The organism is Aquimarina sp. Aq78 (assembly GCF_900299525.1).
GTDB lineage: Bacteria > Bacteroidota > Bacteroidia > Flavobacteriales > Flavobacteriaceae > Aquimarina.
The window spans coordinates 1-9,292 of record NZ_OMKA01000025.1; the positions used below are offsets into that span (position 1 = coordinate 1).

The window sequence follows — 9,292 nt, forward strand, 5'->3', positions numbered from 1 at the left end:
TATACATATACTGAGTGTACTGAGCATCTTGTTGTGCATAACTATTAAAAAACATAACGCTTAAAAACGATGTCACAACTATTATCTTTATTTTTTTCATCCGCTCTAATTTAACATTTTTATTTCACCCACGAGCAGGCATAATGATACTCGTGGGGGATTAAATTTTGATTGATTATCTGTTTATGTATATGTAACCTGCTCTAGATTTACGTTCACCTGATTCTAAGACATACTCTAAAACATAATAATAGGTACCCACTGGTAATTGATCTGTTCCTTCTATTGTAGTTCTTCCATTTGAGATCCCTCTAAAGAAGTTATCATTTCTTCCATAGTTTTTAGCTCCATACACTTTAACTCCCCAACGGTTGTATATTTCTAAGGTGTTCTCTAATCTTTCTATTCCACTAATGATGAATACATCATTAACACCATCTCCATTTGGAGACATTCCGGTAAAGACTGTAATCCCATCTTCACCTTCTCCTGTTGATCCATTAGGCTCTAAATAATCGGGAGTACCATTACCATCCGTATCAAAAGCATCATCTGGATTTCCATCTCCATTAGGGTCTGGATTTTCATCAACAGTAAGAATATCATCATCATCATCATCTATATCTTGAAAGTCATCTCTACCATCACCATCTGTATCCTGAATAGGATAATTAACATTACCTGAATCAAATTCTCTAACATCCTGTACTCCATCAGGAATACCATCAGTTCCTACGGTACCTTCTATTCTTCCTATATTAGAAATCGAAAGTCCATCAAGATCGGCACCGGATTCATATACATCTAATACTCCGTCTCCATCTGCATCAAGATCTAAGCGATCAATAATACCATCACCATCAGTATCCAGATTAGGATCTCCATTTTGTTCTTCAATATCAGTAATACCATCATTATCATCATCCATATCATCTGGATCAGGAATACCATCACTATCACTATCAATAACACTAATCGTTGGATCATCTGGATCGCCATCAAGATCAGGGTCATTATCATCAGAATTATTTGGATCATCAGAAGTTTCTGTTATTGTTTCAGATGTTGGAGTTACCCCGGTAACTTCGGCTACATTAACTACTTGTCCTTCCAATATATCAGCTAGAGTCACTACGTGTTCTGCAACTATTGTTACAGTAGTTCCTGGTGTCAAGGTTGATATTGGTAACCCTGATATGATCGTCGCATTAGCATCATTTACGATAATATTACTTAATGTAACAGTACCGGTATTTTCTATTTCTATTGTATACGTAATTACATCTCCTATGGCTGTAAAAACTCTAAGATCTGCTGATTTTGTTACTGATAATCTTCCTATTGTTACTAATCCGGTCTCTGTTTCGGTAGCATCATTTGGATCTGGGGTTGTAGGATCATCAGACGTATCTGTAACAGGCGTTCCCCCTGGAGTCTCTCCAACTACATCGGCTCTATTAATCACTATTCCTGCATCAAGATCTAATTGAGTAATCGTATGCGCAGCAGTTACTGTAACTCTATCCCCAGGAGCGATAGTTACAATATTTGCCGGTGTAATACTTCCTGCATCTGCATTAAGATCTGTAACCGTTATATTATTAATAGTAACAGTTCCTGTATTAATTACTTCTAATGTGTATGTAATTACTTCACCTACGGTATCATAAGCACCATCAGCAGGAGCATTAGATATTTTGGTTAATGTTAGTTCTGGATTTTGGTCAATAATAGTTATCGTCGCATCATCTGGAGCCGGTGTATCCGGATCATCAGAATCATCATTTACTGGAGTTGTATTAGGATCCTCCGCTGTCACACTAGCTGTATTTGTAACGGTTCCAAGATCTATATCTGCCTGAGTGATTACATGTGTAGCGGTAGTTATAACTGTTTGACCTGGATCAATACTAGCAATTACACCAGGAGTTATAGTATCAGCATTTGGGTCTGTAAGGACTACATTTGTTAGCGTTACATTACCACTATTTGTTATTTCCAAGGTGTATATTATTGCCTCACCAACAGTATTATAAGATCCATCTGCTGGTAGATTGTCTGCCTTAGTTATACTAATCACAGGATTAGGAGTCAATGTAATTACCGTAACATCATCTGGGCTACCATCATTATTTGGATCTACATTCGTTGCATCATTAGGGTCATCTGAATTATCTGTTACTGCTACTCCTCCTAATGGATTCGGTGCACTCGCAACGGCCTGATTAATATAACTTCCAGAATTTATTTCCGCTTGAGTTAATGTATGTACTGCTGTATATGTGCTATTATCCACTGCACCAGCTATTAAATCTATAGTTGTAGCAGGAACAACCGTAGCATTCGCATCCGTTACACTGATTCCGGTTAAATCAACATTACCTCTATTGGTGACCACAAAGGTATAATTGATATTTTCTCCTACATCAGCAAAACCATTAAGATTAGCATCATCTAAAGTTCCTGTTTTTGTAATATCTAACAAAGGCTGACGTAAATCGGTAACCGTAGGGTCATCTGGACTGCCATCATTATTTGGATCTACATTCGTAGCATTATTGGGATCATCTGAATTATCAGTAACCGCTGCTCCTCCTAATGGATTTGGAGCACTCGCAACTGCTGTATTGGTAAAGTTACCCGTAGTAATATCTCCGGCAGTAATGATATAACTTGCAGTATACGTACTGTTATCTACTGCGCCAACTATCAAATCTATCGTAGTCGCAGGGACAACTGTAGCATTCGCATCCGTTACACTGATTCCGGTTAAATCTATATTTCCTGTATTGGTTACTACAAAAGTATAGTTGATCGTATCTCCGGCATCGATAATACCATTACCATTCGTATCTACTACGCCTGTACTGGTTTTAGTAATATCTAATAAAGGTTGACGTAAATCGGTAGTCGTAACATCATCTGGACTACCATCATTATCCGGATCTACATTTGTTGCATCATTGGGATCATCTGAATTATCAGTAACCGGTGGTCCTAATGGATTTAATGGGTTTAAGGCACTTACAACGGCCTGGTTGTTAAAGGTACCGGCAGTAATATCTCCCGCAGTAATGATATAACTTGCAGTATACGTACTGTTATCTACTGCGCCAACTACTAAATCTATCGTAGTCGCAGGGACAACTGTAGCATTAGCATCCGTTACACTGATTCCGGTTAAATCTATATTTCCTGTATTGGTTACTATAAAAGTGTAGTTGATCGTATCTCCTGCATCGATAATACCATTACCATTCGTATCTACTACGCCTGTACTGGTCTTTGTAATATCTAATAAAGGCTGACGTAAATCGGTAACCGTAGGGTCATCTGGACTGCCATCATTGTTTGGATCTACATTCGTAGCATTATTGGGATCATCAGAATTATCAGTAACCGCTGCTCCTCCTAATGGATTTGGAGCACTCGCAACTGCTGTATTGGTAAAGTTACCCGTAGTAATATCTCCGGCAGTAATGATATAACTTGCAGTATACGTACTGTTATCTACTGCGCCAACTATCAAATCTATCGTAGTCGCAGGGACAACTGTAGCATTAGCATCCGTTACACTGATTCCGGTTAAATCTATATTTCCTGTATTGGTCACTACAAAAGTGTAGTTGATCGTATCTCCGGCATCGATAATACCATTACCATTCGTATCAACAACACCTGTACTGGTCTTGGTAATATCTAATAAAGGCTGACGTAAATCGGTAACTGTTGGATCATCTGGATTGCCATCATTATCATTATCAGTAGCATTTGCTGGATCGTCTGGGTCATCAGATAAACTAGTAATTAGATTTCCATTAGGATCTCCTGCATTTACGGTTGCAGTATTACTATATGTTCCAGCAGTAATATCCGCTGTTAATATGGTATAAGTAGCAGAAAATGTTGAATTATCAACTGCTGATGGTGCCAACGAAGCTATAGGACCTCCACTAACTATAACATTAGGGTCACTTTCAGTAACACTAATTGTAGTAAGTGTAGCGGTACCGTTATTCGTTACAATAAATGTGTAATTTATTGTATCTCCTGCATCAATAATACCATTACCATTCGTATCAACATATGTATCTACTTTTGTGATCTCAAAATCATTATTAATACTTTCTCTCCAATCCGGTTCTCCTCCTGGGCTATCTGTATCAGGAAAAGGATTAATAGCTGTCTGTCCTCCATTATTTGATCCACCTGCATCTGTAGTACTCGCTCCATCTGTATCAAATTCATCATCTAACCCGTCTCCATCACTATCGGTTCCCAAGAGTCCCAAATCCGGAGTGGTTCCAATAGTATCTGTAGCATCTACTACACCATCATCATTACTATCATAGGCTTCTATGGTATCACTTTCGGTATCTTCATCAGAATCTAAATCTATATAATCTGCACCGTCTGCAAGGCCGTCTGTATTTTCTGGTGTTATAGGAGTTCCATTTAATCCACAGGTAGCAATAGTACAATTTGCATCATATTGATCATCTATACCATCATTATCGGTATCATTTCCGCTTGGCGGAAGATATCCTGAAGTAGATTGCCCTTCTATATTATCTACAATACCGTCATTATCAGCATCTATATCCACATAATTTGCATTTCCATCTGTATCTGTACTTGTAGGATTTGCCGTAGTAGCTGCGGCGGTATCATTTGATTCGATAGTATTAGCAAGGCCATTAGATCCAAAATCTGCTGGTACACCATCTATAATGCCATCTTGATTTGCATCTACTGCTCCATTATCTAGTTGTCCAGACTCAACTAAATCTGTAATTCCATCGTTATCACTGTCTAAATCCAAATGATTAGGAACCCCATCTCCGTCAAAATCAAAAACAGGATCCAATGTATCACAAATCCCATCTAGATTACCATCTATACAAACAGGTGCGGTTCCACTTCCATTATTATCGAAATCTTGATAGTTAGGAATACCATCATTATCCGCATCTATAGAAGGGTTGACTCCTAATGTATTTTCTACTGTATCCAAAATCCCATCGTTATCATCATCGATATCTGCGAGATTTCCTATCCCATCATTATCTGTATCTAATGTTGTAAATATTATGGTAAGAGAAGATGTGGATGTGGTACAACTTGTTAATGAATAATCAAATATATAAGTCCCATCGGTTAGTGTATTTGTATCTACTGTTCCCGAAGAAGAATCAAAGCTACCTCCTGGATTATCACTTGCTCCGTTAAGGCTCCAAATACCAAATGGTTCTGGAGTTCCTAAAAGATTGGATAGTAGATTTATTGTACCATCGCCTATAGTCGCATTAATTGTATTGTTTATACCAGAATTTGGCGACGCCTGAACCGAAACTGTTACAGAAGTGATAGCATTACTAACACATGGTGCCGTTGCAGCAACTGTATAATCAAAAGTGTATATACCTCCTGTTGCTGGATCATATGTTGCGGCTCCTGCATTAAAATCACCTCCTGGATTATCAGGAGAAGACCCCGAAACACTCCAGATTCCTCCAACATCAGCACCTGTGATCAAAGAATTAAGATTAACTACTGTATCTCCAGCGCAGGCAAATTCATCTGTTCCAGTACCAGAATTAGGTGGGTCATTAACTGTAATTTGTACTATATCTTCTGTAGCACAACTAACCCCATTATCTCCTACTATCCTAAACCAAGTAGTTTCATTAACTATCCTTGATGGTGTTAATGTACTATTTTCAAAAGCTCCTGACCAAGGTCCGGCTGGACCTGTTGTACTATATGACCATTCGTATCCTCCTGCTCCTCCAACACCAATACCATCAGATAATGATATTGAATTATCAACACCCGGAGTTGCTGGTGTAAAAGGCACTACATAAATTGAAGCGGAAGCTGGCGTACATGAATTATCGCTTATTCCAACAGATATTGAACCACTGGTATATGTGACAACATTGCCTAATCCGTCATCGAATATTATTGTAGCACCATCTAATGTACCTGTATCCGCTCCTACGCAATCATAAATCTGGACTGCCCACCCTCCTGTTCTAGCATCAAAACCAATGAAAGGAGACCAATCAATGGCAAAAGTTCCAGTACCATCAAAATATTGATCATGAGTCCCTGTTAGAGGTGCTGGTTGTGCACAAAAATTAAATACACTTCCAACTGCATCATTTGTAAATGTTAAATTAGTTACATTATCACCAGAATTACAAGTGTTCCCTTGGTTTGGCCCTAAGGTAACTGTAGTATTTCCATCGGGAGCAACTGCAAAAAATCCAAGGTCAGAAACATAAGTGTGCGTGGCATCAAATGTTACACTAATCTCTGTTGTAGCAGTAATAGGAAATGGTCTTGGTACCGGATCATAATATGTGTATACCGGATTGGTAACGGTACCGGCACCTGCCAAATTTACAGTATCTCCTGAACATGCATTTTGTGGCGCACCCGCATCCATAACTAAAGATGAATTCCAAATCCATGCTCTACCCTCTTCTACCGTACCTCCATCATTTCTTACTATAAGATATCCTCCATCGGCCAAACCTGTCTGTACAGGAGTTGAACCTAAGGCAAAAGCGTCGTATGAATTACTAGTAGGGTTAAAAATATACCAATCATATATGGTTCCCGCTGATCCGGCAGGACAAACTAATTCTCCTGATCCAGAATCAAAAACAAATATTGGATCGTCAGAATTTGCTGATTGTAATGGATTTGCATACGCAGTAACCAGTTCTCCACAAGCCGAAGGAGAAGTAAGTGCTATTTCTGTATTACTCATCTTAATAACGACTACAGTTGTTGAAGCATTACTACATGGTGACGGTCCCGTTACATCATACCTAAAAATACTTCCTCCTAAAGGTAGAGTAGCTTCATCTACTATACTACCAGCTAACGCCCCTGTAGCATTTACATCCACCCATGTACCGCCTGCGTCTTCAGTACCATCTAAACCTGTAAATAAATCTGTTGGTCCATCACCTACAAAAATTATTAGTTGACCATTAGTAGATCCCGATCGCGGACCTCTTGTTATAGGAAAGGATCCAGTAGCTATATTAGAGGTACCTCCATAAAAATCTGTTATCTGAATATCAATCAATCGATTTACTCCTGTGGTTGGATTTACCAAATTATTTAGATAAAAAATATCATCCAATACTTGTCTAAATTCTGATATTGTAGCATTACCATCATTAGTGATTGTTAAACTAGTAGTATTATTTCCAGAAACCAAAATACCAGTAAATCCTCCTGTCATAGTAAGTTCTTCCTGACCGATATCCTGTTCATTTGTAAGTGTAACTGTCATAGACTGAATTCCATGTGGAGCTACCAAATCTGAAGTTGCACCTGTATTGGTATTATCCAATGGCTCCCATCCCGTGGAACAAGCAGTAGAATTAATATCAATTCCTCCAGCTCCCGTAACATTTGTTGTGTCTAATCTTAACCATGGATTTGGTGATAAATCCATTGTAAATGGTTCTCCAGAAGCGGCTTCTGTGGCATCAGTAGTATAATATTCTACCGATAAAGTAGTTATTGCGATATTACTCTCTACTGTCCAGTATGTTCCTGCAGTAGTGATTGTACTTTTAGAACCTATATGAATTTCTGAAGTATTATTATTACTTATAAAATGTCCTTCTTGGGGATTTGTTAAGCTTCCGGAAAATAAAGCGCCCACATCGGGGCTAGAAATTTTTATATTTTCAGTTCTAATAAGGTTACTATGTTCCTGAGAACTCAAAATAACATGCACAGGTTCACTAAATGTATAAGTATAAGTATTACCCGAAACTCCAACTGTAGTTCTGGCATTATTAAAACTATTTGCCAAAGTTGAGCTTGGCGCAACTGCATTAACTGCTCCCCCTACACTCGATGAAGATGATCTAGTGATATCAACTGTTACAATAGTTACCCCATCTCCTATCGAAGACAAACTACTCGTCTGAAAATTATTCTCTGGAACTGTACCCGACAAAGACCCCCAAGTAGTAACCACCTGAGCATTTATCTGACTACCAAGAAATAAAAAGAAAATGAAAAAGAAAAATGGTCTCTTTTTACAATGTAAGATTTGAGTAAAATTTATCATAAACTTGTATTATTTAGATAACAAAGGGTAAATAGTCTTGAAAAATAAATTATTCGAAATTAACATGTATTTTTGTTAAAAAAATCAAAAACAACGTTAACGGTATCATTTCTATCGATGAAATACCATTTCTAATCGATAATCGGTTTCCTCTCTACTAACAAAATATCTTGGTTTTTTTGTTATTCATACGCAAACTCCTCTCTTTATGAAGGTTAGATCTCAAAAGAAATCTATATGCATATTTGTCATCGAAATTAGCAGTGATTTTTCCTGTTTTTCTCTGTATATTATGATAGTTTTTATCTTCTATTAACACTGAAGAAGTTTCTAAAAAGGAGTACGCTATAAAAGAATACGCTCCTAATAAAATGGTAATCATCCCTGTTAGAAATAGTGCTTTATAATTAAGTGGGTTATCAACTTGCTTTTGAATGCAACTTGTGTAGATATTCTGAATGAAAGAAGATATATCTTTTGATATAAAAAAAAGGAACCTCATAATGGTGGTTTAGTTTAAAATTATCGTTATTCAAATCCTTACAATTGCTGGCTCGCCAAAAGTTTTATAATTGCTGGATTGTTTTTTAGCTATTCGTTATTGTTAATTCATTTTTGATATTTTTAGTATAAAACTCTATTCTCTTATTAATTCAAAATAGAAAATAACATTATTTATACTATATATGGGTAAGAAAAACATGGGAATGTAATTATACAATTTTAACAATAGTATCGTTAGGTATTAAAAAAGAAAATACATCAACAAGATGAAATAGGAAATATATTTATTAAATGTAATTTTTTATATACGCAACAATAATTTTAATAATAATGACTTATATCATGTTTTTCTTAACATTATAAATTTATATATAAATCCTTAATTATAAATACATTAAAAACTCAAAATAAATATGGTTTTACCATAACAAATGCAGTGTGATTGGCTATTGATACAAGAATAGGGATGGATTTTAAGAAATTGTAATAGATATTATCTCACCTATTCTTTGAATTATACACAGTAACACATTCTTTAACAGAAAGTTAAAACGACAACCAGGGTGTAATGTTATTTTGATTAAAAGAAACGAGGTGTTAACATTCTATTGTATTTTTTGAAGAGCTCGAATCTGAGAAAGACCTCATAACTCCCATCATTAAATTGACTCTGACCTAACTCGG

Annotated in this window: 2 protein-coding genes; both read right to left on the minus strand. The window is 36.7% G+C overall.

Translation table 11 applies throughout. From position 1 onward, the window contains the following. Positions 1 to 175: 175 nt before the first annotated feature. Positions 176 to 8,104 (minus strand): gliding motility-associated C-terminal domain-containing protein, encoded by a 7,929-nt coding sequence (locus DG435_RS16320; RefSeq protein WP_108840635.1) that lies wholly within the window; start codon positions 8,102 to 8,104, stop codon positions 176 to 178. Between the two features lie 157 nt (positions 8,105 to 8,261). After that, the gene (locus DG435_RS16325; protein ID WP_106795133.1) at positions 8,262 to 8,606 is read right to left on the minus strand and encodes a hypothetical protein; all 345 of its coding nucleotides are present in this window, start codon (positions 8,604 to 8,606) and stop codon (positions 8,262 to 8,264) included. Positions 8,607 to 9,292: the final 686 nt, after the last annotated feature.

Coding starts and splice junctions, on each gene's coding strand:
- DG435_RS16325 (WP_106795133.1), bottom strand. CDS start 8,606: ATGAGGTTCCTTTTTTTTATATCAAAAGATATATCTTCTTTCATTCAG.
- DG435_RS16320 (WP_108840635.1), bottom strand. CDS start 8,104: ATGATAAATTTTACTCAAATCTTACATTGTAAAAAGAGACCATTTTTC.